A 24,079-nucleotide genomic window follows, 5' to 3' on the forward strand; every position below is an offset into this window, starting at 1 on the left:
GCGAGCTGTCGGTCTGACGGATTCGAGCTACGGACCGATGTGGACCACAATCTGCGCCGGCGCGCCGACGTTGCGGTCGGTGTCTCGCAAACGCACGGTCAACACCGTGTCCCCCTGCGGGAATTGATCCGGCGTATCGACCAGCGAACAGAATTCGATCTTACTACTGGACGGATCCGCGTAGCCGTACACTCCGGTGCCGATTCCGTTGATGGAGTCCTGCACGCAGGCGTCGAGCGCAGACCGGCCGGCGGGCTTTCCCTCGCCATCGACGAAGCGACAGGCAAGGTCATTGACGCTGTTGATATTCTGTTGCGTCGGATCGAAATTTGGGGGCCAGATGGCCGGAACACCCCCTGCACCAGGCCCGGAACGGTCACACACGGCTGGGCTCCCGTTGCCCAGCGGGTTCGAGGCCTCAATCTGCAGATCGGGAAAACCTGTGCGATCAGGTTGATAGGTGGTTATGGTTAGTAGGTTCAAGAGGTCCACGCCCACGCCATTCGGGCTTGGCTTCCCCTCGACGACAATGTGGAACCCGAAGGAGCCCGAATACCGAAAAACGGCGAGCCCATCCGCATTCGTACCACTGGACGGAACCAACGTGTCATCAGAATTGGTGAGCCCGAAGAACGTCACCACCGGCCCAATCGGCGGCGTTGGGCTCGCCGTGGGTGACGGGGTTGTCGTTGGTGTCGGCGACGGCGTAACAGTTGCGGTACGGGTTCGCGTCGGTGAAGGGCGTGTGGGGGTCCGCGTCGCCGTCGGTGCCTGGCTCGGGGACGGACTCGGTGTTGCCGGCGTGGATGACGGCGCACGGGTCGCCGTCGAGGTTCGCGTCGGCGTCAATGTTGGGACGACCGTGGGCGTACGTGTCGGACTGAGCGTCGGTTGAGGGGTGGCGGTAGCAGTTGGCGGCACAGGGGTCGGAGTGAGCGTCGGCGTGAAGGTCGATGGCGGGAGGCCGGGTGCGACGCGGACGATGAGTTGCTGCAGCGGGCCGAGGTTGCCGTTCTGGTCACGCAGCTGCACGCTCAGCAGCGTATCGCCCAGTGGAAACGCCAGCGCCAGAGGAACCTGCATACAAAACTGCACCTGCGTTCCGACACCGACGAAGGCGTTGTCGCCAAATTGGTTCTGCGTGCAAGCAGAGCCGGGCGCAGTGGCCGACACGAAATTGCAGGCCAGAAGGTTCAATGCGTCAGCCACCGTCTGTGTCAGCCCGAAATCCGGAGGGTTCACCGCCGGCACGCCGCTACCGCAGACCGGGCGACCGCTATCACCCAGTGCGTTGCTGCTCTCGATCTGGAGATCCGGCCGTTGCGCAGGATTATGGGGATCCGAGAGAAACGTTACGAGACCGGGGGCAACGCCGCTCAAGCCTGTCCGGCCTTCGATTACCAGGTATAAACCCGAGCCGGCGCCGCTGAAGAACACAGGGACTCCATCGATCAGTCCCAGCGGGTCGAACGGGGCCCCGTTCGCACCGGCCAGCCCGACATATGTGAGGACGGGACCAGCTGGCAGAGGCTTCTCGATGATCTCGACGAGGGAGATGAAGTCTGCGCTCTCGATCCTACCGTCACCGTTCGCGTCCGCCGCCGCACAAGCCAGCGGAGCATCGCTGAACACGGCGGCCGCCAGTATGGACAGGTCATCTCCATTGACCCTGCCGTCGCAGTTCGCGTCCCCGGGGGCCGCCGCCGCAACCCTCGCAACCGGAACGCTGATCAAGGCCACAAGCAGCACGCTTATCCGGCCAAGTTGGCGCCCGCACCTTCTCATCTTCAATTCGCTAGCATCCGGCAAGCTATCGAATACGCAGGACGGGCGCAATTGAGCGCGAGCGCTGCGTTTGACGCAGCAGCCAGGTGACAATGGGGATTGCCTTGGGAGCGCCAACCTGACCGAATGCCTGCGGCGGCCCTGCCGATGCGCGCCAGCAACAGCGTTCAGCTGTGATCTGAGCTAACCAGTTGCCGGTGATCGATACGGGAATGCTGCTGGCGGTATCCCGGACAGCTCCACCCCGGCCTCTGCTAAGATGTGGCGTAGCTGTTGGATGCTGACACTGCCTACGACGCGTTGTCGCAGCAGCGCGGCGTGCAGCGTGTGCAAGGACCAGTCGTCTCGGGCAACACCGTATTGCCGCGGATCGGACGTCGCGACGCGGACGATGGCGTGCTGGATGTCCGGCGTCAGCACGGCTTGACGAGGTAGGGTGTGCAAACCGAGAATCCCGAACCGGCGGAACCGTCTGAGCCACCGACGAACGGTGCCCCGCCCCACATGCAGGGCGGCGGCGATTTCCATTTCGTTCAGTCCGCGGCCACTCGCCAAAACAATGTGCGCACGCAGACTCCGGTCCCGGCGCGGTCCCTGCGCGAGGCTCTCGAGCGCCCGCTTCATCTCATTACTGAGCGGGCCGACGGGCCGGCCAGCGCGCCGCCAATACGCCGCCGGCAGCGGCAACCCTCGCAACAACTGTCGCAAGCCTTCGACGCTGATCGCCTGCACCACACCGCGACGGTAGAGATGGGCACGCAGTCGGCGAAGCGACCAGTAGGCATGCGATTCGGTGGCGCTGCCCGGAGAGTGCATCGCCACCCGGGCGATTTCATCGCGCACGGCTTCCGAAAAGGCGATGTTCTTCGGTTTGCCAACTCCCGCATGGAGCAAGCCGTGCAGGCCGTTGGCCTCGAAGCGCCGCACGCAATTCCGCACCGTGTTGGGGTGTACTCCTACCGCATCGGCGATGGCGGGAATCGACATGCCGCGCGCACGGCCCAGCACGATACGTGCGTGGCGTGCCACATTCGGCGGTGCCTCACCTGCAAGCCACTCCAACTCCGACTCTAAGGCTGGCGTAAGCCACACCCGGCGCGTCATGAGGCGTTGCATCCTAGCGGACCACCCATCTATGCCTACCTCCCTCCAAGGAACTTCCCTCTCCGTTAGCCTGGCGCCGTGGAAACGAACGTCGCAGAACCGTCACGTCCTGCAAAAACCCCAATGCTTCCCTGTAGCTGCGCACCGAGCGAACCAGCGGTCGACTCCCACCCAAATTGCGCCGCATGATACTTGTTCGACACCCCGGCCGCAACACATGGCACACATGGCCGGGCTCGCCCTGGGAGTGGTCCGGAGATAATTCCCAGCGACCCTTGCCGTGCAACCTCGGATTCCGTATACATGCTTTTTGGCCATGTCATGCTGGACCTTATAGAGAAATTGATACGCAACTCTCTTTTGGTCCACGTCAACCGATGCTATAAGATCGGCTGTCGGAAAGGAGGTGATGGCAGATGAAAAGACTGATGACTTTGGTACTCGCTGCACTGTTGTCCCTCGGCGTAGCTTCTGTGAGCTTGGCTCAGGAACCCGCAGGCGACCAGCCCTTTGCTACCCCTGGCGCGGAACGCGGCAAAGCTCCGAAGAAGCACAAAAAGAAACATCACAAGCAGAAACACCACAAGAAATCGCACAGGAGAGCAAGAAGAACCCCAGCAGCCGCAGACGAAGTGAATTGAGGTAGGGCCACGCTTGCCGGAGGGGACAGTCCACTTTCTGCCCCTCCGGTCGTGTACCTCTTCATCGAGCCATCCCTTCGAACTTGACCCAGCCGAGAGCCCAGCGGCGGACATCGCGATAGTCCCTGATGCAATAGGGAGCGATGCGCTTCCCTTGCACTGGCCATCCAAGCCGTCTACTGAGTAGGGCGTGCTTCGCACCCTAATTTCGGCGCGCCCGTCGAGGCGGTTTGTGTTCTTTGTGGCCCTGGTGGCTGCGACCGGTGCGATTGCCCTGGCGCGTGCCCGCACCGACCTTCCCTTGACCCCGAACACGGTGCGGGATGCGATTCGCGGCTGGGGAACCGTGGCGCCGCTGATTTTCACGGGCGCCTTTGTCCTGAGGCCCTTCATCTTCTTCCCTTCAACCTTGCTCTTTCTGGCAGGCGGCTTGGCCTTCGGCGTCGCCTGGGGCACCTTCTATGCCGCAGCCGGCGCCACGATCGGCGCCGTGATCGGCTTCACCATCGCCCGCATTTTCGGCCGTGACTTCGTGCGAGAGCAATTCGGCGACCGCTTGCCCGATCTGCAGCAGTCACGTTGGGGGTTCGGCTTGGTGGCACTCCTGAACCTCATTCCCATCGTGCCGATGACCGCCATCAACTACGGCGCCGGTCTCTCCAGCATGGAGTTGCTGCCGTTCACGGTGGCGACGGCAACGGGACTCAGCCCCCGCGCGTTCGCCTACAGCTTTTTCGGCCACTCGCTGCTCGACATCAGATCGAAGGAATTCCTTCTCGCGGCTGCTCTCCTGCTGGCCTTGTTGGTCATTCCGCTGATCGTGCAGCGACAGGTGGCCAGGCGGGGCAAACGGCAAACGGTGCCGCGCAACGCCTAGCCTCCCGCCAAGCCTCCGACTGGTTCACATATAATAGCCGCCGTTGGGCGAGATCACCTGGCCCACGGTATAGCTGGAGTCGTCGCTGGCGAGGTACAATGCCACCGCCGCCACTTCCGGCGGGGTGCCGAGTCGGCCAATAGGCGACTGCAGTGCCACCATCCGTTTCATCGTCTCGTCCATCATGTCGAGGAGCGGCGTGTCGATGAATCCAGGGGCAATCGCGTTGACGTAGATCCCCCGGCCGATAACCTCGCGGGCCACGGCCTTGGTGAAGCCGATGATTCCCGCCTTGGCGGCCGAGTAGTCGGGCGAGGTCGGCAAGCCGGCGGTGCCGGCAACCGAGGCCATGTTGATGATCTTTCCCGCACCTTTCGGCTCCATGATCTTCAGGGCTTCACGGGTACAGTAGAAGGTGCCGTCGAGGTGAATCGACAGCGTCCGCCGCCACTGCGAATCGAGCATCGTTCGGGTGGCGCCCACCGAAGTCGTGGGGCGGCCACCGCTCAACACCTCCGCCAACACGCGCCCGAAATTGCTTTTCACTTCGTCGCTCACCACCGCGATGCCGGCGTTGTTCACCAGAATATCGACGGTGGTCCATGCCTCGATCAGCTGTTCGAAGATGGCACGCACCTCGACACTGTCGGAGACGTCCGCGATCAAGGTCATCGCTTCGCCGCCCGCCGCCCGGATCTCTTGCGCCACGCCCTCGGCACTGTCGCGACGGATATCGTTGATTGCAACTTTGGCACCCTCCCGCGCAAACGTCAGCGCGATCTCACGCCCCAGTCCAGATCCGGCTCCTGTGACCAGCGCCACCCGCCCTGCCAGTTTCATCATGATCTCTCCTTTCGATGCTGTGCAGACCCTGCCGACAATCGACCGGGTGAAGGTAGAAAAACGGCCGCAGTTTGTCCACGTTGTCAGTCACCGTCATCCCGGAAGCACGAGGGCGGGCCAACGCCACCCCAAGGTGAACCGAGGCGAAACAACCCCACGGCGGGATCGGGCGGCTGACCGCTAAACTGCTTATTCGTTGACGATACGGTAGACAATTGTGTACTGGCCCTGCCCCCGAGCGCCGGCCGCCCACCCTCCCGTTTCATGGCGGCATGGCACCACGTTTGCTGCGTGCTCCACCCTGAGGAGACCGATTATGGCGCGTGCACCACGTTTCATGACCGAGAAGATCCGTTCGCAAGCACTCGAATCTGAGGAAATGCTGCTCCTGGCGGTGCTCGAACAAGCTATTGCCGATCTCGACGATCCGTGCCCGGCCGTGCGCGCCGAGGCTTCGGCGTATGTCTTCTCGTACGACAGCGACTACAGCGTCTTCAGCTTCGACTCGGTCTGCTCGTACTTCAAGCTCTCCACGACCGCTGTTCGCGAGGCATTGCGGGCACGGGTCAGGGAACCGCATACCACAACTCGATCATACGAAACGGCGGCGTGAACGACCGCCGTGCAAGAACGGGGAATTGATTCCCCGCCATCCCTCCAGCCAGCGCGGTAGTTCCCCTGCGTCTGCGGTCGGCCGGATGCAGACCGTCCTGAGAACCGGGTTGGGGCAGCCCCAATCCCACTGCACCGCCTCAAGCCTCTCGGGATTGTACAACTCGAACGAGGATGATACGCGGGCGAAGCTCGAGATGACGAGGTGACGTCACATGGATCTGTCTTACACCCCTGAGCAAGAAGCGTTTCGCCGTCAGGTGCGCAAGTGGATCAAGGCGAACCTGCCGGCGCGTGAAAAAGACGCCCAACCGCTCGAGTCGGCTGATCCCACGCGCATCCAGCATTACAAAGATTGGCAGCGAAAGCTCTTTGAGGCTGGTTACGTCGCCATGGGCTGGCCGAAGGAATACGGCGGCCGGGCCGCCGATGTCGTGCAGCAGGCCATCGTCAACGAAGAGCTGCTGCTCGCACGCGCGCCCGGTCTGATCGGCATGATGGGTATCCTGATGGTGGGGCCGACGCTGATCCAATTCGGTACGGAGGAACAACGCCGCCGCCATCTGCGGAAGATTCTCACCGCCGAAGACATCTGGTGCCAGGGATACTCAGAGCCGGGATCAGGGTCGGATCTCGCCTCGCTGAAAACGCGCGCTGAGTTGGTAGGCGACGAATTCATCGTCAATGGCCAGAAGGTGTGGACCACCAATGCGCAGTTCGCCGACTGGATGTTCTGCCTGGTCCGCACCGATCCCGAGGCATCCAAGCACCGCGGCATTTCGTACTTGCTCATCAACATGAAAACAGCGGGGATCACGGTGCGGCCGTTGATCCAGATGACCGGCGAGGGCGGCTTCAACGAGGTGTTCTTCGAAGACGTGCGCGTGCCGCGCCAGCATCTCGTCGGTGAACTGAATCAAGGCTGGCTGGTGGCCAACGCCACGCTGCAGCACGAACGCAACATGCTCGGCTCAACCATCCGCACGCAACAGATGTTGAACGGGGTGCTGCGTCTGGCGCGGCAGCGGCTGCGCTACGGCCGGCCAGCTGCCGACGACCCGGTCTTACGACAGCGCCTCGCTGATCTCCTGATTCGCGTCGAAGCCATGAAGTATCATGCCTATCGACAGTTGACTGACAGCATCAAGAAGCGGCCACCGGGCATCGGCGCGTCGGTGAACAAGCTCGTGTCGACCGAGTTGAACCATGCCCTCGCCGCGATGGCACTCGAGATCATGGGCTCGTACGGCTTCCTGGGTCGCGCCTCGCGCCGGGTCATCGATCGCGGCGTCTGGCCGATCGAATTCATGTACACTCTCGGCCTGATCATCGGCGGCGGCACTTCGCAGATCCAGAAGAACATCATCAGCGAGCGTGGCCTGGGCATGCCGAGGCACTAAGAGAAGCGGCCAGCGATATGGACTTCGGACTTTCAGAAGAGCAGGAATTGCTGCAACAGAGCGCCCGGAATTTCTTGGCGCACGAGTGCCCGACAGCCTTGGTCCGCGACGTGATGCGTGAGGGCGACGGGTTTCCACGCACCCTGTACGACAAGATTGCGCGCATGGGGTGGACAGGCTTGATTGTGCCGGAAGCAGTCGGTGGTCTCGGCCTGAGTATGCTCGACCTGGCGGTGCTGGCGGAGGAGATGGGACGCGCGGCGCTGCCTGGGCCTTTCTTCTCCTCATCGGTGCTGGCGGCCATGAGCCTGATTGCCAGCAGCGCACGCAGCCACAAGCGGGAGTGGTTGCCACGCCTCGCGCGTGGCGATGCGGTCGGCACGCTGGCCTTTCTGGAAGAGAGCGATCGGCTCGACGCAGCGGGGATTGCCGCCCGCTGCGCCAAGACGCGCAACGGCTACCGTCTCAATGGCACCAAACTTTTCGTCACCGACGCGCACGTCGCCGATTTCATCGTGGCGGCGTTCCGCGGCCGTGGCACTGGCGAGGCGGGGGTGACGCTGTTTGTGATCCCGCGCGACACGCCGGGGATTTCGGTCAGCCCGTTATCAAACGTCGATCAAACACGGCGGCCATGCGAGGTGGTGTTCCGCAACGTCGACCTGCCCTCGAGCGCTCGCCTGGCGGATGACGGCGCGGGTTGGAAGGTGTTGAGTCGGGTAATGGATGCCGCTTGCGTGGTACTCGCCGCCGACAGCCTCGGAGGTGCGCAACGCGCTCTGGAGATGAGTGTCGAATACTCCAAGGTGCGTCAGCAGTTCGGGCGGCCCGTCGGTTCCTTCCAAGCCTTGAAGCACATGGCGGCCGAGATGGTGAGCGACATCGAGCCGGCGCGATCGCTGGTGTGGTATGCCGCCTATGCCTTCGACCACGAACGGCGTGGCGCCTCGCGCGCCGCCTCGATGGCCAAGGCACGGCTCAGCGACGTCTATTGTCGTACCACCAACCATGCCGTCCAGATGCACGGCGGCATCGGCTTCACCTGGGAGCACGACCTGCACTTCTGGTTCAAGCGCGCCAAGTGGAACGAGACGGCCTTCGGCGACGCGACTTTCCACCGCGAGCGGGTCGCGCAACTCGCGGGATTGTGAAGCCGCCGCCTCTTCCTCGACACGCAGCCAAGAGAAGGCTGCACTCGGGACAGCGGGCAGCTCTCTTTCCGAGGCGAATGAGCCCACCCTTTATGAACGGCAGTTTAGATTCCGTTCACGTTCTGTTCACCGCGCTCATGCCAGTCTGTAACGGTCGCACGGAAGATTCTGTGGCGTCCTTCACGCTTGATGGAATGGGAAAGTCGAAACCTGCGGACTGGAACCAATCAGACGGCGGGGCCGTGCCGTCGTTCGTCCCTGCCGCTCTTCGGCGCGGCCATCGCCATCGCCAGTCTGCTCTCTTCCACGCGATCTCTCGCTGAGGCCCTCGGCGTCGACGATTGTGTCCGCCTGGCTCTGGCGCGTTCACCTGCGGTGCACGCGGCCGGGTTCGACATCGATGCCGCGGCCGCGCGGGTGAACGCGGCACGCGCGGCGTATGTGCCGCGCCTGCTGGCCGAAGGCGAGTACGGTCACTCTGAGGGCTTCGACGAAGTCATCACCAATGGAGGCAGTACGGCCGCGCTGCTGACGCTCCAAGCGACGCTGCTCGACGGCGGCCTGCGTGACGCGCAGTTTGCGGCGGCGCGGGCACGGCTGCAATCGGCGAAGGCGATCGAGCAGCAGCGGCGTGCCGACGTTGCGCTGGCCGTGAGGTCAGCATATTTCGCCGCCCTCGCCGCCCGCGCCGAAACCGGGATTCACCGCGACAACGCCCGTATGCTGCGCGACTACGTAGCGTTATTGCAGCGGCAGGAAGACCTCGGCCTGGCGTTTCATACCGATGTGCTCCGCGCGCAACTCGCCGTGGAAACGGCGCGGAGCGCACGACGCGCCAGCGCCGCGCAACTTGCCACCGCCCGGAGTCAGTTGAACGCGCTCTCCGGTATCGAAGGAACCGCCGAGTCCCTCATTGAGCCTCAGGCCATGCCGCTGGCTGCAGCGACCGGCGCGATGATCGACGCGAGCCCGGTGATGGCCGATGCGTGGGCCACGGTCGAGGCTGCTCGACGGGAAAGCGACGCCGTACGCAGTGAGCGGCGCGCACACATGACGCTCACCGCCAGTGGTGGGGCCCTCGGGGTGCGGCCGGCACCGACGTTCCGCGACCATGGCGGCGGGCAATTCCTGCTTGGCTTCACCGTGCCCTTATATGATGGCGGTGGCACCGCCGCCCGTGTCGCCGCCGCCGCGGCTGCTGCCAAAAGCACGGAGGCCAATCTCGAGCAATCACGGCAGGCAATCACGGTTGCGCTGGCGCGCGCCGCTGCCGAGGCGCGTCGCGCCCAGGGCGATGTGGCGGCGTGGCAGCGCGCCATTCCCAAGGCCGAGGACAATTTTCAGCTCCTGCGCGCGCGTTACTTCGGCGGCGGCAATGTACGGCTGCTGGAAGTGCTTGACGCCCTGACTCAGTACGTCGATGCCCGACTCAACGTGCCGCGAGCGTTGTTCGCGTATCGCGTCGCCATCGCCACGCGGGAGCAGATCCTCGGAGCGGTGCCGCAATGAAGATGTGCACCCCCGTCGCAGGTTGTCTCGGCGTTCTTCTGAGCTTCGCGGCCGCGAGTTGTCACCCAGCGACAGAGCCGCCCGAACCAGAGCAAGCTGCGCCCATCCGCGTCCAGGTTGCCCCGGTGCGCCGGGCCGAGATCGCCGACGTCCTGGCAGTAACGGGCGAGACGGCAGCCCTCTCGGTGCTGCGCTTGGCCTCGCCCGTGGCTGGACGGGTGACCCTGCTGACGGTGCGCCCCGGCGATCAGTTGGCCGCGGGCGAGGTGGCCGCACGTGTCATCCCGCTTGAGAACGAAGCAGCCGTACATGGCTTTGCGTTGCTCGAAGGCGTCGGCGCATTCAGCCTGCGGGAGCAAGAGGCCGCCCGCAGGTTAGGCAAGGCGCTCAGCGTGCGGGACATTCCGTTGCGCGCATCGTTTCCAGCAATGGTTGCCGAGCGCCTGCGCAATCCCGGTGAACACGTAGTGCAGAATGACGTCTTGCTGGAGCTCTTCGATCCGCGTTCCTTGTACGTCATTGCGCAGGTGCCGGTTGACGCGGCCGCTCGGGTCACCACGGGTTTGCCGGTTCAGGTCCACAGCGCCGGCAGCACGACTGCTGGGCAGGTCGCCGCCCTCGTGACCTCGTTAACGCCGCAGACGCTTACGGTGCCGGTGCGGATCTCCCTGGCAGCCCCATTGCAGCCGCCGCTCCTGCACGCCGCGGTCGAATGCCGGATCACCGTGGCGCGTCACCTAGAGGCCTTGATCATTCCGCGGTCGTCACTGGCCTCTTCCATTGCAACCGATAGCGGCACGGTCGTGGTTGCGGTCAACGGCCTGACGCAGCAGCGCGCGGTTCAGCTAGGTTTGCGGACACCGACAGAGGTCGAAGTCACCCAGGGTCTCTCCGCCGGTGATCTGATCCTCACCCAAGAGCCGTATGCCTTACCGGACGGTACCCGCATCGAGGCTGCCGTGACCGACGGAGATCCCGCACCATCCCACCCGACCGCAGATGACGCTGGGCCACCTCATCGCTCGTAATCGCACGGCGATCCTGGGGATCACCGCGATGCTGGCAGCGGCCGGTCTGGCGGCCACTTGGACCATGCCGGTGTCCATCTTTCCGGAGGTTGCCTTCCATCGTATCACCGTCATTGCCCGCTCCGGGAACCTGCCGGTGGAGCAGACGCTTACCGCAGTGACGCAACCGGTCGAGAACGCCCTGGCCGGCATTCTCGGCCTCCAAACCATCCGCTCGATGACCACGCGCGGCGGTGTGCAGCTGGATCTCTTGTTCGACTGGAATACGGACATGCAACGCTCCCTGCAACTGGCGCAGGCAGCGATGGCACAAGCGATCGGCGGGCTCCCTCCAGGTACGGAATTCGAGGCGCGCCTCCTCGACACATCCGCCTTCCCGATCGTCGGCATCGCCGTGACCTCGCGGCAGCGCAGCTTGGCGCAGCTCTCGGATTTCGTCATCTACGAAGCCGCGCCGCAAATGCGCACCATCCCCGGCGTGTACCGGGTCGAACTGAGCGGCGCCAAGATTCGCGAGTATGCCTTGACGGTGGACCCGGTGGCCCTGACGGAGCACCATCTCGATCTCGCCGCGGTTGAGACCGCCGTCCGCAACGCCAACATCATCGCCGCCAGCGGTCAGGTGCGTGACGGCTATCAGCTCACCCTCACCGTCGTGCGTGGCCAGGGTATCGAGCCAAGCTCTCTGTTGAGTGTCGTGGTCGCCGAGGACCACGGCATCCCGGTCACTCTCGGGAACATTGCTCGCATTGATGCGAGCCTGCGCGAGGATTTTACCCGCGTGGCGGCAGACAGCGAAACGGCGGTCTTGATCGGCGTATCGCGGCAACCGAACGGTAACGCCGTCACCATCTCCACCGGCGTGCGGGAACGCATGGCCGCGCTGGCGCGTACGCATCCCGAATATCATTTCTCCGCCTTCTACGATCAGGCCGATCTGGTCCGCAACGCTGTCGGCAGCGCGCGCGACAGCATCGCCATCGGCTTGCTCCTGGCGGTCGCCACCATCTTCCTGTTCATCGCCGACCTGCGCACCACGTTTGTTGCCGCCGCGGTGATCCCGGCCACGGTGTTGATCAGTTGCATCGTCCTGCGCGGGTTCGGTATGAGCTTCAACCTGATGACCCTGGGCGGCATCGCTGCCTGCATCGGTCTCATCTTGGACGACGCCATCGTGGTGGTGGAGAATCTGCATCGGCATCGGACCCTGGGAGAAACGGGAGAAGCCGGGATGGTGACGTCGATCGGCGAAATAGGCCGGGCGCTCCTCGGCTCGACCCTGACGCCGGTGGTCGTGTTGATCCCGCTGGGTTTACTCACCGGCGTGCCCGGAGCGTTCTTCCGTCCGTTGGCGGTAACCATGTCGGTGGCGCTGCTAGCCTCGCTGGTGCTGGCGTTGAGCTTCACCCCCGCGTTGGCGACGGTACTGGAGCCTGCCAACTTGCGTCCCATCCGTCAGGGTCCCGGCGATCGGATGGCGGCGCGGTTGACTCGGTTGTACACCCACGGCCTGCGCTGGACACTGCAGCACGCGTGGATGGCGCTGGGTACGGGAGTCGGACTGGTGCTGCTCGCGTGGCTGGCATACGGGCACGTCGAGACCGGTTTCGTGCCGGAGATGGACGAGGGCGCATTCGTCCTCGACTATTGGGCGCCTGCGGGCACGGCATTGGAAGAAACCGTCAGCCTGCTCGAAAAGGTCGATGAGATCCTCAAGCACACTCCGGAAGTGACGTCCTTCTCCCGCCGGACGGGCGCGGAGTTGGGCTTCATGCTGACAGAGACCAACCGCGGCGATTACAGCATCCGGCTGCGGCGCGGGCGGCGGCGCGAGATCGAACAGGTCATGGACGACATCCGAGACCAGGTGCATTCGCGCGCACCCGGATTGCGGGTGGATTTCGTGCAAATACTGCAGGACATGATCGGAGACTTGAGCGGCAACCCGACTCCCGTGGAGATCAAGCTTCTCGGCGGCGATCAGAGTGCGTTGCAAACGGCGGCGCGGTCTGTCAACGCCCTCGTCGCGCCGATTCCGGGCGTCGTCGACAACTTCGACGGCATCACCGCAGTCGGTCCGACCTATCGGGTCGACGTAGACGAGCGGCGCGCCAACCTGATCGGGCTCAACGCTGCCGCGATACAGCACTGGCTGGAAACGGCGATTACTGGAACCATCGTCGGGCGAGTGCTCGAAGGCGACCGTGCCATCCCGCTGCGCCTGCGCTACCCCGAGGGCTTTCGCGAGCGCCTGGATGGAATCGACAACCTCACCCTGATCGCACCGCAGGGGAAGTTGGCGCCTCTCAGCTCCCTGGCTCGCCTGGAAGCGGGGCCGGTGGCCGTACAACATACGCGGGAGAACCAGCGTCAACTCGTGCGCGTGACGGCGCGACTGAGCGGGCGCGATCTCGGTTCGGTGACCCGCGACATCCAGAGCGTACTCGGCCGGAAGCTGTCGCTTCCCGCCGGCGTCGCGCTCGAGTATGGCGGGCTGTACGCCAGTCAGCAGCAGGCCTTCGCGGAGTTGCTGTTGGTGTTCCTTGCTTCCGTCGCCTGCCTGGCCGCGCTACTATTGCTGGAATTTGGATCGGTCGCAGCGGTCGTGGCCATCGTGAGCGGCAGCAGCTTGGCGCTCTCCGGCAGCCTGGCGGCGCTGTGGATAACCGGGACGGCGCTCAATGTCTCTTCCATCGTCGGCATGATCATGGTCGTGGGGATCGTCGCCAAGAACGGCATTCTGTTGCTCGATTTCGCCGGCCGTGAGTACGCCAGCACGGGGGACTTGGAGAGCGCGCTGATACGGGCGGGCGCTGTCCGCCTGCGGCCGATCCTCATGACCTCGATGGCGGCGGTCGCCGGCCTGGCGCCGTTGGCCTTCGGTTTGGGAGCCGGTGGCCAGATGCAGCGGCCCCTGGCAATCGCCATTCTCGGCGGCGTCTCGCTGTCGATGCTGTTCTCGCTGATCGGCGTGCCGCTGCTGTATCTCTTACTCGCTCGGCCGACACGCCCGGGAGCGGAATCCAGCCATGCGTCTCTTGGTAGTTGAAGACGAGCAGACCCTCGCTCGGTACCTGCAGCGCGGACTCGAAGAAGCGGCGTGGACCGTTGACGTCAGCGGATCGGCCGAGGATGCCTGGCAACTGCTCCTCCTCAACCCCTACGATCTGGCGATCCTCGACCTTGGCTTGCCCGGCGCAGACGGCGGTGAGTTGCTGCGCCGTGTACGCGAAGCGGGAATGGACATACCGGTCCTCATCCTGACCGCGCGTGGCTCGGTCGAGGATCGAGTGGCGGGGCTCAATGCCGGGGCGGACGATTACCTGAGCAAGCCGTTTGCGTTCTCCGAACTGCTGGCACGCATCCACGCCCTCTTGCGTCGGGGACACGAGCAGCGCGCGGTCTGGCTGCAGGTTGGCGATCTGCAGCTCGACCTGCTGCGGCGCCAAGCGCAGCGCGGAACGCGTCACATCGATCTCACCGCCCGTGAATTTGGCGTGCTGGAATACCTCATGCGCCACGCCGGTGAGGTGGTCACCCGCACCATGCTCGCCGAGCATGTGTGGGGCGACCACTACGATTCGCTCTCCAACCTGATTGAGGTCTTCATCAACCGGCTGCGCAAGAAACTCGAGGTGGACGGCGCGCCGCGACTGCTGCACACGGTGCGCGGAGCGGGTTATGTCATCCGCGAGGGAGCCTTGTGAAGCGATCCATTCGTGTTCGGTTGTTGGTATGGGTGCTGGCGCTGGTGGTACCGTTGTCGGCCGCTGCCGGGTGGCTACTGATCCAAGTCTTCGGAAATCAGCTGCTGCATGACTTCGACGTCGCGCTACAGGAGGAAGCCGAAACGATCACCGAACTGCTCACCACATCGGCGAGCCCGAACGCCGTCGGCAGTCTGCTGGCGGAGATAGCCGGAGAGACGGGCCGGGGCGGGGGCAAGTACATTACGGTGACCCGCCAGACGCGACTGATTGCTGAAGCGCCGCGTGGGGCGCAGTCGGTGCTGGAATCGGCTGGTCCGGAGCTACGCATCGTGCGCCACGAGTCGGCCGACCGTTCCATCACGGTCTCCATTGCGGCCTCCGCCGCGGCAGCCATGGCCGCACGGCGCCGACTCACGTCGCTGCTCCTCATCGGTATTCCCGCAACCCTGTTGCTGCTCGCCACTGGGCTGTGGTGGCTCATCGGCCGGGCCCTGCGGCCGTTGGAGCACGCGTCGCAGCGGCTCGACAACATTGCGGCAGACAACCTCTCCGTCCGCGTGCCGATCGAAAACCCGGACGACGAGGTGGGCCGCATGGTCACCGTGCTCAACCGCATGCTCGACCGTCTGCAACGCGCAGTTTCGGAACTCCGGCGCTTCACCGCGGATGCGGCCCATGAGCTGCGCACGCCGCTGACCGTGTTGCGTACTGGGCTCGAAGTCGCCTTGACGCGCGAGCGCTCGGCTGCCGAGTATCGGGCGGCGCTCGCCGAGGCGCTCGCTAGCACCGAGCGTTTGCGCCGTCTGGCCGATGACCTTCTCACCCTAGCTCGACTTGAGGCCGCGGGGGTGCCGAGGGCGGTGGGACCGGTAGACCTCGGCGAAATGTTGCACGAGCTTGCAGACGCGTCGGCCGATTTCGCCGCCCAGCGCCGGCTGGCGCTGAAAGTCGCTGCGGCACCGGGTCTTTGGGTGCGTGGCAACGCCGGAGATTTGTACCGGCTGTTCAACAACCTGATCGAGAACGCCATCCACCACGGCAACAACGGCAGCGGCGGCGAGATTGTGCTGTCAGCCCAGCGGATTGCCGAGCGCATTGACGTCCGCATCGCCGACGAAGGCCCCGGCATTGCGCCGCACGAGCTAGGCCGTCTGTTCGATCGTTTTTATCGCGGCCATGGAGAGGGAACGGGTGGCGCTGGTCTGGGTCTCAATCTCGCCCAGGAGATCGCCCGCACCCACGGCGGCGAAATCGCCGTAGCGAACCGCGAGAGTGGCGGTTGCGTGGTGACGGTGACGCTCCCCGCAAGCGCGGCACAACCCGGCTGAGTGAAACCAAGGTGAGACCGCGGTTCGGCGGGCTCAAAGCGCTGGCGCGTACCCGGATCGCAACCTATGCCCCAACGGCACCACAGGGATGCCGCCCACCTGCGGGTGCCTGGGACGGCCATTCCAGACCGAAGCGCTCTTTGAGTTTCACGATGTCGTCTTTCAGCAGCTCCTCAAGAAATCGCCGGTAGCGTTCTGGAATCCGGCTCGCTCCCGTAGGGTTGACCGGGTGCCGCACCTCGCTGCTGATGTAGCGCCGGTCACTCTTGACCCCGAGAAAGGACATGCTTTCGAGCAGCAGCGCCTCCGGCCTAGAATCGATATCGTCGAACAAACCGATGAAGAGGTGATCCGGCTGCAGGCACGCGGACCAACGGTCGATGTTTTCGGCATACCGGGCGCATTGTCGCTGATACGGGTCGCTGAAGAACCGCTCGAACTCCGCCGCCGACACATCCTCAAACTTGCGGCCCTTGTTGCGGACGAGATCCTTCTTGGCGTGGGACCACGCCCGCTCAATGGGGTCGCGGATCATGAGAATGACCTTGATGTCGGGTTTGAGGGCCGCCACTTCCCGGATCACGTCAGGATCGAGTGCGGCGTAGCTGGCGGTTGCCTCCCCCCTAACCTTGGGCCGATAGAACTCGCGGAACTGCCAGAGGCTCATTGCATTGCGCATCAGCACTCGCCACAGGGGTTCCCGAAAGAACCGCAGATACCATTCCAGGTCATTCGAGCGGTAGCGTGCGCTGTCGGGCGTTTTCAAGCGGCTGAAGAAGAACAGTTCCTTGGGCTCCGCCAGCATGATCTGCGGGTGATAGCGTAGGTTCGCGTGCAGCCATGTCGTCCCGGTCCGCTGCGGGCCGACAATGAAGAAGTCGGGAAAATACCGCAGGCTGAGGTTGGGGTCGGAGACCTTGACGTACCGCAACGTCTGCCGAATTGAGTCGCGACCAGCGTGGGTCTCCGCCGTACGTTGACTGTCCATGTCACGATCGTCCCACTTGCCCTCTAGCATCTGCTCGAAATGGCGAGAAGAGCCGGGCCGGTTTCTCCTCCGCTATCACCGCGACCGTCACCCGCCTTGACGTAACCGCGGGGCAGGCAGATGGTGGGGAGAACGCATCAACAACCAGCTTTCTGCCCCGATCTCGCAAGAGAGCTGCAGGAGTTCATCGTGGCGCAACACACCAACAGACTCATCCACGAAACCAGTCCGTATCTGCGGCAGCACGCCCACAATCCCGTCGACTGGCACACGTGGGGCGAGGAAGCACTGGGGCAGGCGCGGCGCGACAACAAGCCGATTCTCCTCAGCGTCGGCTACTCGGCCTGCCACTGGTGTCACGTGATGGAACACGAGTCGTTTGAAGATGAAGAGATCGCGCGCCTGATGAACGAGAACTTCATCAACATCAAGGTGGATCGTGAGGAGCGGCCCGACATCGACCATATCTATATGAACGCGGTGCAGATGCTCACCGGCCGTGGTGGCTGGCCCCTGACCGTGTTCCTCACGTCGGATGGCAAACCATTCTATGGCGGGACCTATTTCCCACCCGAGGATCGGCACGGCATGCCTGGCTTCCGTCGCCTGCTCATCGCCATGGCACAGGCCTATCGTGACAAGCCGGATGACGTGCAGAAGAGCATCGCGCAGTTGATGACGGCGTTCGAACGGATCGAGGCGCAGCCGCCTTCCGAGCCTCCACTCGACGCCGGCCTGGTGGGGAACGCCGCCGCCAACCTGGCGCGTTTGTACGACGAAAACTACGGCGGGCTCGGACACGCGCCGAAGTTCCCCAACACGTCGGCGCTGGAGCTTTTCTTGCGCGCCTACCGCAACAACGGAGAGCAGCGCTACCGCGACATGGTCCTCCACACGCTGCGGCGGATGGCGCAGGGTGGCATCTATGACCAGCTGGGCGGCGGCTTCCACCGCTACTCGGTCGATGAACGCTGGTTGGTGCCGCACTTCGAGAAGATGCTCTACGACAACGCGCAACTGGTGCCGTTGTACCTGGCCGCTTATCAGCTCAGTGGCGACCGATTCTTCGCCGACATCGCCCGCGACACCTTGCAGTACGTCTGCCGTGAAATGCGTCATCCCGCCGGCGGTTTCTACTCGACCCAGGACGCGGACAGCGAAGGCGTCGAGGGAAAGTCCTTCCTCTGGGACGTCTCCGAGGTGCGCCGGATCCTCGGGGCGGAGCTGGCCGAGGTCACTTGCCGCTACTGGGACATCTCGGCAGCCGGCAACTTCGAACATCGCAACATCTTGCACGTCGCCCTGGAGGAGGAAGCGCTCGCGAAACTGTTCCGGCGTGACGTCGATGCGATCCGAGCGCTCCTCAAAGACAGCCGCGAACGGCTGTTCACCGCCCGCGAGCAGCGGGTGAAACCCAACTTGGACGACAAGATCCTGACCTCGTGGAACGGCTTGATGATCAGCGCCTTCGCCAAGGCGGAAGAAGTGTTCGGTGACGGGCGCTGCCGCCAGGTTGCCCTCGAAGCCGTCGGCTTCATCGAGGCCAATCTACAGCGAGGCGATCGGCTACTGAGCACGTACAAAGACGGCGTGGCGAAACTCAACGGCTACCTCGACGATTACGCCTTCTTTGTCGCCGCGTTGCTCGATGTCTTTGAGGTGGTCCAGGACCGCCGCTATCTCGACAAAGCCGTCGTCTTGGTCGACTCCATGATTGCGCACTTCTCCGACTCGCAGTCCGCCGGCTTTTTCTTTACGAGTGACGATCATGAAACGTTGATCGTCCGCAGCAAACTCGTTTTTGATGGCTCCATCCCTTCGGGCAACTCCGTGGCGGCGCGGGACCTGCTCCGCCTCTACCACTACACGGGAAAGACCGGCTACCTCGAACGTGCTGAGGCCCTGTTGCGTCTAAACGCTGGACAGATGCGCGAGCAGCCGTTCGGCTGCAGCAATCTGCTCTGCGCCGTCGACTTCTACGTGCAGAAACCGCGCGAGATCGTGATCGTCGGAGAGCCCAAGAGGCCCGAGACGGAAGCCTTGCTGCAACACGTTCGTGAGACGTACATCCCGAATCGCACCTTGACGCTCGTCGATCCCGCGCGTGGCGACGACCTACCGTCGCTGCTGCAGGGCAGAGGACAGATTGACGGGAAGCCGACGGTGTACGTGTGCCACAACATGGCCTGTGCGGCACCGGTCACCACGTGGCCGGATGTCGAGCCTCTGCTGCACGGCTGACGGCTGACGCGGACAGCGCCCGACCGAGCAACTTCCTCCTACTGCGGTGCGATGGCGTAGACGCGGCCGTCATCAGCACCAACGTACACTGTACCGTCGCTGCCGATGGCGGGCGAGGAACGCACGGCGGTGGCGGGTGAGGAACCCACGGCGGGGCCGATCGGGAATGTCCCCACGTTGCCAATGAAGTTGCCGTTCGAGTCTACCTTGTCCTCAACAAAGTACACATTCCCGTCGTTCGACCCCACAACCACAATCCGCTGGTCGCCGTTAATCGCGACTGCGGGCGAGGACTCAATCGCGTCTCCGGTCTCGACTGTCCAGACGATAGCGCCGGTGACCTTATCGATGGCGTACAGATTATGATTACTCGACCCGAGATAGAGATGGTCCCCTGCCAAAGCGGGCGATGAAGGGGGGCAGGCCTTCACATTGCCCGCGCACGCGCTCGGCGGAAACGCAAACGTTGGATCGGGTTTGCCATCGGTCCCAATCTTGAATACGTAGCCGTAGTTGTCCGCCACGTAGATGGAGTTTGTGTCTGCGTCGAACACGGGCGCCGCCAGGATCGGTCCCGCCGCTGAGAACGTCCACTTTACCGGCCCGTCCGGTTGCACCGCGTGCAGTTGGGAATCGTCCGCGCCGAAGTACAGCGTAGCGTCGGCACCCTGAGCCGGTGAGGACTGTATCCCGGCGTACGATAGGACAAACCGCTCAACGCCGTTCGGGCATACGCCGGCGAGCAATCCGGCCAGCGAGGCGACGTACACCGTGCCGTCGTTCCCGACGGTGGGTGAGGCACTGATGAGGTTGCCGATCGAAGCCGGCCAGTAATCGGCCAATGCACTTCCGGTGGCAGTCAGCCCATAGAGCAGACCGTCCCCGCCGCCCAGGTATACCGCGTCGCCATTGTCGCGCGTCGCCAGCAACGCCGTGCTTGTGATCGGTTCCGTGCCAAGGGTGGAGAAATTGAAGTTAGTGTTCTGTGTCCCGTCCGAAGTGTTCAGGGCATACAGCGTGCCATCTGTGGAGCCGATGTAGATGCGGGCTTCGGTGCTGTTAAGGACGGGGGATGCGGCAAACCTCCCTTTTGCAGGTCCTGGCGTTCCTGAGGGACAGGGAGACTTGCCGCTGGGCGGGAACACCCATCTGCACATCGGGTTGTTTACGACGTTAGGGTTCAGGACCGCCCCGGTATTTTGGTGATCGTAGCGGAACTTCTGCCACGGATGCGGCGTCGGCCCCGACACAGCGGGGAAACTCGGGGGATCGTTGAAACTGCACGTCGCGGGGCCGCTACTCGAGCAACCCACCCAAACGCCACAGAGCAGCACCGTCGCCAGCCACCCCGCTTCCCGTCTCATCGGAACCCCACCGCGTAGAGCTTGCCGTCGTCGGCACCGACGTACACTGTGCCGTCTGCAGCGATTGATGGTGAGGATCTGATGGCGGAACCGGGGGCGAGAGTCACTGGCCATCCGTCCGGCTCAGCCCCGGTGACGGTATTCACTGCGTGTAGCCGGCCATCCGTCGTCCCGAACACCAGAAGCCCCTCTGCAGACAACGCCGGCGAGGACAGCACTGGAGTGGAAATCGGAGTTTGTGGTGTCGGTAGAACCGTCGGCGTGGGCACGGCCGGATCCAGACCCACCACGACGCCCGAACTGGTAACGCCGTAAAGGAATGCGGGCGCAGCTGGGGTCGGGCTTGTGGTAGTCGCCGGTGTCGGAGTCGGGGTGGTATCAGCGCCGAGACCCATGGCCAGTGAGGCGGCAAAACTCTCCCCGGATGCCATGCTCCCCAGCGGGTGCCCATCCTGAGTGACCCCGAAGATGCCATCTTGCGTGGCAACAAAAACGGAACTGGTGGTGATCAGCGGTGACGTCGCGAACGGCAGGTTCGGCGTCAGGTTCGACATCGCGTCGATCCGTTGCGTCCACTTCAAGGTTCCATCGCCCGTCAAGGCGTAGAGGTTGCCGTCATCGGTAGTAAAGTACCACGTCCCGCCCAAACCGAGCGCTGGTGACGAGGTGATCGGCGCAATATCCGGATCGCCAGGCCGAGGGTATTCCCACTTTTCCGATGCGTTGCTGTTGAGGGCGTAGAACTTCCCGACCGGCGTTGGCGTCACACTCGATGTTGTCTCGAAAATGCGCGCCCCGACAAAAACCCCGTTGATGGTCGAAAAAGCGCCGGGGACAGTCGAGAGTTGCGCATCCTCGGTAAAGCTGGGTGACGACAGGAACTCTGCCGTCGCGCCAATCGGAAGATCCGGCCGAAAGTAGCCGCAAGACGACGGTTGCGTGCCGCCGTTGTCCAGGAAGACGAAAACCGCCCCGTTGCGCGAGCCGATGAAGATGATGGTCTGGCCGTTCAGCGTAGACACCGCCGGGGACGAAACCAGAGGGCCAAGTTCCTGATCGCCATGCGGCGGGCAGAGGAGCAGTGGGCTGGGTGAGCTTGCGCAGCTACAGGTAGTCTCTCGCCACCTGAAGCCGAGGCTCCCGTCGGCGTTCCGGGTCACAGCCGCTAAGGTACCTCCTTCTGAGCCGACGTACACCGTACCGTCGAGCGCAATCGCCGGCGAGGAAGAAACGGGCGCGGGTGTTGCCGGGGGTGTGGGGTCAATCAGCACCGACCACACCTGAAGGGTCGTCCCCGGAGTGGGGCTAGCAACCAGCCCGCCCCCCTGCCCGCTATTGCTGAAATCGTGGCGGAACTTCTCCCAGGCGGCAGTCGGAGACACGGTCGACCCGCCCCCACCTTTACACGCGCAGAAGATGGTGGAGAAAATCGCGACAAACAGTATACGGGAGAAGTGCATTGAGTATGGAACCTGTCACAGAGCCTTGGAAAACTCAATCCTGAGCCGGACAACGCGCAATCATGCGGGCAAGATATGAAGGTCCGCACGATGTCTGGAACAGCCCTTCCTCGTACATCAAGATGTCGCAGTCCGAAAACGCTGCCCGCAACTCACCGCGCTGCAAGAGATACGCGGGATTCCGATGCTCGCTGATCGATTGCTGATCGATGAGGAAGGTTTCGAACAAGATGACTCCACCGGGTTTGATAGCGCGCCGAAACGGGATGAACAACGAGCGTTGCAGGTAACGGATATTGATGATGGCGTCGTAGCGTCGCCGTGGCAACGCAAACGATTCCAAGTCCACCTGCGCCGCGAGCAGCGCGAGGCCCTCGGCCGCCGCTGCGGCGCGGGCCAGGCGCAGACCGGTCAGAGAGATGTCGAACGCCTCGACCATGACGCCGCGACGCGCCAAGAACAACGCATTGCGACCGGCCCCCGCGGCGACGTCCAACACACGGCCGGAAATCAGGCCGGCATGCGCCACCAGGAAGTCGGAAGGAGCCTCGGTCGCACAGCGGCGGCCGCTGCGGTAGCGGTCCTCCCAACGGTCACGGTCGTCGAGCCCCACGGTGTGCCTGACCCCGCTCACTGCAGGACGGCGCGAGCGAGCGCAAGAACATCGACCTGCGCCGCTCCGGCCCGCATGAGTTCCCGGCTGCATTCGTCGACGGTCGCGCCGGTAGTATAGACGTCATCGATCAACAAGACGCGCTGCCCACGGACGCCGTCGGCACGCCTGACCCGAAACGCATGCCGGACGTTGCGCCGCCGCTCCGCCTCATTCAATTCCACCTGCGGCCGCGTCGGACGGACGCGCTCCAGCGAAAACGGATCTAAGGGGATGCCAGCCTGGCGGGCAAGTCCCTGCGCCAGAAACTGCGCTTGATTGAATCCTCGCCAACGCAAGCGCGCCAGATGCAGAGGCACGGGCATGAGGACGGTGTAGGCGCCGACCGGAAGCGGGCAGCGTTCGGCCAGCAGTCGTCCGAGCGGCCTTGCCAGACTCACCTCACGCCCGTACTTGTACCGCTGCAAGACCGATTTCAGCGGGTGCTCGACGCCGTCGGCGGCATCGTAGATGGCGCAGGCGCGGGCGCGCCCGAACTCAGGGGCGTGCGTGAGACAGCGGCTGCAGCGGTGGTCCACGTCTCCGGCGGTACCGAACGGCGTACCGCAAACGAGACAGAGCGGCGACCGAGGGGCACGGATCTCCCCATGGCAACGGGAACAGAATCGCGGCCGCTCCGTCTCGCGCCCGCAGCCGCAGCAGGCAGCGGGATACAACAGATTGAGGCCTTGGTCCCAGAGGTGGCGCACGCCCGACATGCTATGCGGCTGTACCCGCGGACGCAACTTCCGTCTGGCGCCACCGCCGGCTAAGGTAAGAGGGTGCGCTGTGGCTATTGTCATGAACCGGCCGCCTGGTGGCGCCGGCGGTGTACCGTGTGCCGCCGGCTGCAGCAGGAGTTTCTGGCTCATCGCGGCGCGGATATGGCCACGCTGCTGGAGCGGCTGCTGGCGACCGGCGCGCCGCAACGCACGGTGGAGCAATTTCTGGTAGTGTCTCAGTTTGAAATTCCACGCTCTTGGAAGCGCTCACCGGAAATGCCATCTTACCGGTATGCCGAAGGGACCAAAAGGCGAACGCAGACCAGCCGACGTGATCGGGTGCGCTGTCCAGGTCATGCGGATTGCCACAGGCGAGGTTAAGGACGATCTGCGCGACCCCGCCAAGGAACACATGCGACAAGGCGGCCTCAAGGGCGGCAAGGCGCGGGCCAAGAAGCTCACGCCAGCCAAGCGGAAGGCCATCGCCCGGAAGGCAGCGGCGGCGCGATGGCGGTGATACCACACCATAACTCCGCTCTAAGGCCGCTGCACGTAAGCAATGCCCTTGTGCCGCAAGGGTTTCCGCGCACGCCCAGCCCGCCCAATGGGCGAAAATCTCCGCTCTAAGGAATCTGGTTAGCGTGAAGGATGCAGACACCGCGCA

Annotated in this window: 20 protein-coding genes; 12 read left to right on the forward strand and 8 right to left on the reverse strand. The window is 63.9% G+C overall.

Annotated elements, in window-relative coordinates; genetic code table 11:
- Window positions 1-27: 27 nt before the first annotated feature.
- Together VF515_09275 and VF515_09280 are read right to left on the reverse strand one after the other, a co-directional pair.
- Window positions 28-1,749, reverse strand: coding sequence for a dockerin type I domain-containing protein (locus tag VF515_09275; protein HEX7407824.1), 1,722 nt, complete (start codon window positions 1,747-1,749; stop codon window positions 28-30).
- Window positions 1,750-1,968: 219 nt separating this feature from the next.
- Window positions 1,969-2,889, reverse strand: coding sequence for a helix-turn-helix domain-containing protein (locus VF515_09280; GenBank protein ID HEX7407825.1), 921 nt, complete (start codon window positions 2,887-2,889; stop codon window positions 1,969-1,971).
- 416 nt (window positions 2,890-3,305) lie between these two features.
- Between VF515_09280 and VF515_09285 the strand changes: the two genes are divergently transcribed.
- Both VF515_09285 and VF515_09290 read left to right on the forward strand, forming a co-directional pair.
- Window positions 3,306-3,530 carry a hypothetical protein gene (locus VF515_09285; protein HEX7407826.1) on the forward strand — a complete coding sequence of 75 codons (225 nt, stop codon included), beginning with the start codon at window positions 3,306-3,308 and terminating at the stop codon, window positions 3,528-3,530.
- Window positions 3,531-3,720: 190 nt separating this feature from the next.
- Window positions 3,721-4,407: a VTT domain-containing protein gene (locus tag VF515_09290; protein HEX7407827.1), complete on the forward strand. Its 687-nt coding sequence runs from the start codon at window positions 3,721-3,723 to the stop codon at window positions 4,405-4,407.
- A gap of 24 nt (window positions 4,408-4,431) precedes the next feature.
- Here VF515_09290 and VF515_09295 read toward each other — a convergent pair whose 3' ends face one another.
- Window positions 4,432-5,250, reverse strand: coding sequence for an SDR family NAD(P)-dependent oxidoreductase (locus tag VF515_09295; protein HEX7407828.1), 819 nt, complete (start codon window positions 5,248-5,250; stop codon window positions 4,432-4,434).
- Between the two features lie 316 nt (window positions 5,251-5,566).
- Between VF515_09295 and VF515_09300 the strand changes: the two genes are divergently transcribed.
- From VF515_09300 to VF515_09335, 8 genes are all read left to right on the forward strand, one after another.
- A complete protein-coding gene (locus VF515_09300; protein ID HEX7407829.1) occupies window positions 5,567-5,863 on the forward strand; it encodes a hypothetical protein in 297 nt (98 codons plus the stop codon).
- Window positions 5,864-6,077: 214 nt separating this feature from the next.
- Window positions 6,078-7,262 (forward strand): acyl-CoA dehydrogenase family protein, encoded by a 1,185-nt coding sequence (locus VF515_09305; GenBank protein ID HEX7407830.1) that lies wholly within the window; start codon window positions 6,078-6,080, stop codon window positions 7,260-7,262.
- Between the two features lie 17 nt (window positions 7,263-7,279).
- Window positions 7,280-8,413, forward strand: a complete 1,134-nt coding sequence (locus tag VF515_09310) for an acyl-CoA dehydrogenase family protein (protein ID HEX7407831.1) — start codon at window positions 7,280-7,282, stop codon at window positions 8,411-8,413.
- A gap of 189 nt (window positions 8,414-8,602) precedes the next feature.
- Window positions 8,603-9,922, forward strand: a complete 1,320-nt coding sequence (locus VF515_09315) for a TolC family protein (GenBank protein HEX7407832.1) — start codon at window positions 8,603-8,605, stop codon at window positions 9,920-9,922.
- The gene (locus VF515_09320; GenBank protein ID HEX7407833.1) at window positions 9,919-10,950 is read left to right on the forward strand and encodes an HlyD family efflux transporter periplasmic adaptor subunit; all 1,032 of its coding nucleotides are present in this window, start codon (window positions 9,919-9,921) and stop codon (window positions 10,948-10,950) included. Before VF515_09315 ends, VF515_09320 begins: the two co-directional genes overlap by 4 nt.
- Window positions 10,922-13,999 carry an efflux RND transporter permease subunit gene (locus tag VF515_09325; protein ID HEX7407834.1) on the forward strand — a complete coding sequence of 1,026 codons (3,078 nt, stop codon included), beginning with the start codon at window positions 10,922-10,924 and terminating at the stop codon, window positions 13,997-13,999. The genes VF515_09320 and VF515_09325 overlap by 29 nt, the downstream gene beginning before the upstream one ends.
- Complete coding sequence (locus VF515_09330; protein ID HEX7407835.1) at window positions 13,980-14,657, forward strand: response regulator transcription factor; 678 nt, start codon at window positions 13,980-13,982, stop codon at window positions 14,655-14,657. Before VF515_09325 ends, VF515_09330 begins: the two co-directional genes overlap by 20 nt.
- On the forward strand, window positions 14,654-15,988 hold the full coding sequence (locus VF515_09335) for a HAMP domain-containing sensor histidine kinase (protein HEX7407836.1): 1,335 nt from the start codon (window positions 14,654-14,656) through the stop codon (window positions 15,986-15,988). Before VF515_09330 ends, VF515_09335 begins: the two co-directional genes overlap by 4 nt.
- A gap of 64 nt (window positions 15,989-16,052) precedes the next feature.
- Here VF515_09335 and VF515_09340 read toward each other — a convergent pair whose 3' ends face one another.
- Window positions 16,053-16,976, reverse strand: a complete 924-nt coding sequence (locus tag VF515_09340) for a sulfotransferase (GenBank protein ID HEX7407837.1) — start codon at window positions 16,974-16,976, stop codon at window positions 16,053-16,055.
- A 189-nt stretch (window positions 16,977-17,165) separates the two neighbouring features.
- Between VF515_09340 and VF515_09345 the strand changes: the two genes are divergently transcribed.
- Window positions 17,166-19,217: a thioredoxin domain-containing protein gene (locus tag VF515_09345; GenBank protein HEX7407838.1), complete on the forward strand. Its 2,052-nt coding sequence runs from the start codon at window positions 17,166-17,168 to the stop codon at window positions 19,215-19,217.
- A gap of 38 nt (window positions 19,218-19,255) precedes the next feature.
- Here VF515_09345 and VF515_09350 read toward each other — a convergent pair whose 3' ends face one another.
- From VF515_09350 to VF515_09365, 4 genes are all read right to left on the reverse strand, one after another.
- Complete coding sequence (locus tag VF515_09350; GenBank protein ID HEX7407839.1) at window positions 19,256-20,581, reverse strand: PQQ-binding-like beta-propeller repeat protein; 1,326 nt, start codon at window positions 20,579-20,581, stop codon at window positions 19,256-19,258.
- Window positions 20,578-21,603 (reverse strand): PQQ-binding-like beta-propeller repeat protein, encoded by a 1,026-nt coding sequence (locus tag VF515_09355; protein HEX7407840.1) that lies wholly within the window; start codon window positions 21,601-21,603, stop codon window positions 20,578-20,580. Before VF515_09355 ends, VF515_09350 begins: the two co-directional genes overlap by 4 nt.
- A gap of 472 nt (window positions 21,604-22,075) precedes the next feature.
- Complete coding sequence (locus VF515_09360; GenBank protein ID HEX7407841.1) at window positions 22,076-22,675, reverse strand: methyltransferase domain-containing protein; 600 nt, start codon at window positions 22,673-22,675, stop codon at window positions 22,076-22,078.
- Entirely contained in the window at window positions 22,672-23,403 is a 732-nt protein-coding gene (locus tag VF515_09365; protein HEX7407842.1) for a ComF family protein, read from the reverse strand. The genes VF515_09360 and VF515_09365 overlap by 4 nt, the downstream gene beginning before the upstream one ends.
- 304 nt (window positions 23,404-23,707) lie before the next feature.
- Between VF515_09365 and VF515_09370 the strand changes: the two genes are divergently transcribed.
- Window positions 23,708-23,932 carry an RNA-binding protein gene (locus VF515_09370; protein ID HEX7407843.1) on the forward strand — a complete coding sequence of 75 codons (225 nt, stop codon included), beginning with the start codon at window positions 23,708-23,710 and terminating at the stop codon, window positions 23,930-23,932.
- The last annotated feature ends 147 nt before the right edge of the window (window positions 23,933-24,079 follow it).

This window comes from Candidatus Binatia bacterium (assembly GCA_036382395.1).
Classification (GTDB): Bacteria; Desulfobacterota; Binatia; order HRBIN30; family HRBIN30; genus JAGDMS01.

Bases quoted from the DNA above. Each gene is read 5' to 3' on its own strand.
- VF515_09280 (HEX7407825.1), bottom strand. From the start codon at position 2,889: ATGACGCGCCGGGTGTGGCTTACGCCAGCCTTAGAGTCGGAGTTGGAG.
- VF515_09285 (HEX7407826.1), top strand. From the start codon at position 3,306: ATGAAAAGACTGATGACTTTGGTACTCGCTGCACTGTTGTCCCTCGGC.
- VF515_09295 (HEX7407828.1), bottom strand. From the start codon at position 5,250: ATGATGAAACTGGCAGGGCGGGTGGCGCTGGTCACAGGAGCCGGATCT.
- VF515_09300 (HEX7407829.1), top strand. From the start codon at position 5,567: ATGGCGCGTGCACCACGTTTCATGACCGAGAAGATCCGTTCGCAAGCA.
- VF515_09305 (HEX7407830.1), top strand. From the start codon at position 6,078: ATGGATCTGTCTTACACCCCTGAGCAAGAAGCGTTTCGCCGTCAGGTG.
- VF515_09310 (HEX7407831.1), top strand. From the start codon at position 7,280: ATGGACTTCGGACTTTCAGAAGAGCAGGAATTGCTGCAACAGAGCGCC.
- VF515_09315 (HEX7407832.1), top strand. From the start codon at position 8,603: ATGGAATGGGAAAGTCGAAACCTGCGGACTGGAACCAATCAGACGGCG.
- VF515_09320 (HEX7407833.1), top strand. From the start codon at position 9,919: ATGAAGATGTGCACCCCCGTCGCAGGTTGTCTCGGCGTTCTTCTGAGC.
- VF515_09325 (HEX7407834.1), top strand. From the start codon at position 10,922: ATGACGCTGGGCCACCTCATCGCTCGTAATCGCACGGCGATCCTGGGG.
- VF515_09330 (HEX7407835.1), top strand. From the start codon at position 13,980: ATGCGTCTCTTGGTAGTTGAAGACGAGCAGACCCTCGCTCGGTACCTG.
- VF515_09340 (HEX7407837.1), bottom strand. From the start codon at position 16,976: ATGGACAGTCAACGTACGGCGGAGACCCACGCTGGTCGCGACTCAATT.
- VF515_09350 (HEX7407839.1), bottom strand. From the start codon at position 20,581: ATGAGACGGGAAGCGGGGTGGCTGGCGACGGTGCTGCTCTGTGGCGTT.
- VF515_09370 (HEX7407843.1), top strand. From the start codon at position 23,708: ATGCCGAAGGGACCAAAAGGCGAACGCAGACCAGCCGACGTGATCGGG.